This is a genomic window from Streptomyces rhizoryzae, assembly GCF_023155275.1.
Taxonomy (GTDB): domain Bacteria; phylum Actinomycetota; class Actinomycetes; order Streptomycetales; family Streptomycetaceae; genus Streptomyces; species Streptomyces rhizoryzae.
This window is the reverse complement of sequence record NZ_JALMUV010000113.1, coordinates 1-1,160: the sequence shown is the minus strand read 5'-3', so window position 1 is coordinate 1,160 and position 1,160 is coordinate 1. Positions and strand designations below refer to the sequence as shown.

1 protein-coding gene is annotated in these 1,160 nt (G+C 69.0%); it reads left to right on the top strand.

The annotated features are described in order from the left end of the window. On the top strand, positions 1–1,058 hold a 1,058-nt coding region (locus MUU72_RS35070; protein WP_248017509.1), incomplete at its 5' end, for an IS701 family transposase. Between the last annotated feature and the right edge of the window lie 102 nt (positions 1,059–1,160).

Sequence of the window (1,160 nt, the reverse complement as noted above, 5' to 3'; positions counted from 1 at the left end):
CGATGGCTGAGCGTCTGGGGGTGGACCACCAGCAGCTCCAGCAGTTCGTCACCTCCTCCACCTGGCCCTGCGATGCGGTTCGCAGCCGGCTGGCATGGCGGGCCGTGCGGGTGGTCCGTCCTCAGGCATGGGTGGTGGACGACACCGGATTTCCCAAGGACGGCACCTCCTCGCCAGGAGTGGCCCGGCAGTACTCCGGCACGCTGGGCAAGGTCGGCAACTGCCAGGTCGGCGTCAGTGTCCATGCCGCCTCCGACAGCGCCTCATGCCCGCTGTCCTGGCGACTGTTCCTGCCCGAAAGCTGGGACACGCCCGAGGCGGAAGGCCGCAGGAAACGCTGTCGCATCCCCGACGACGAACACCATCGTCCCAAGTGGCAGCTCGCCCTGGGGATGCTCGATGAACTCGCCGGCGCCGGCCTGAGGCCCGCCGTGCTGGTCGCGGACACCGGATACGGCGCCAATGCCGACTTCCGCCGCGGCCTGGAAGACCGAGGCCTGGCCTACGTCCTGCAAGCCAAGGCCGAGATGACCGCCCATGGTGAGGGTGTCGAACCCCGCCAGCCCGCCTACAGCGGACTCGGCCCCAGGCCCCTTCCGCGCTACCGCACCCGGCCGGTGTCCTTGCGTGAACACGTGCTGGCCGCAGGGCGAGGTCAGGGACGGACCCTGACCTGGCGCAAGGGCTCCAAAGCCGCGATGAGTTCCCACTTCGTGCTGTTGCGGGTCCGTCTTGCAGGGCGGCGCCCCCACCCCGCCGCGGACGGCACGATCGGTCTGAGCTGGCTGATCGCCCAGTGGCCCGAAGGCGAGGACGAACCGGTCAAGTACTGGATATCGAACCTGCCCGCCGACATCCCCGCCCGCGACCTGGTCCGCATCGCGAAGTTGCGGTGGCGCATCGAGCACGACTACCGGGAGTTGAAGACCGCCCTGGGCCTGGACCACTTCGAAGGACGCTCGTTCGTCGGTTGGCACCGCCACGTCACCCTCGTCACCGCCGCCCACCTCTTCCTGACCGAACAACGGAGGAGCCCAAAAGCCCCTGCCAGGGCCTGACCCTCTACCAGGCCCTGGACCTCCTCCAACACCTACTGGCCACCTGGACAGGCACCTGCCCCACCTGCCACCAACCCACCCCCTGGCAGCCCTACGACACCA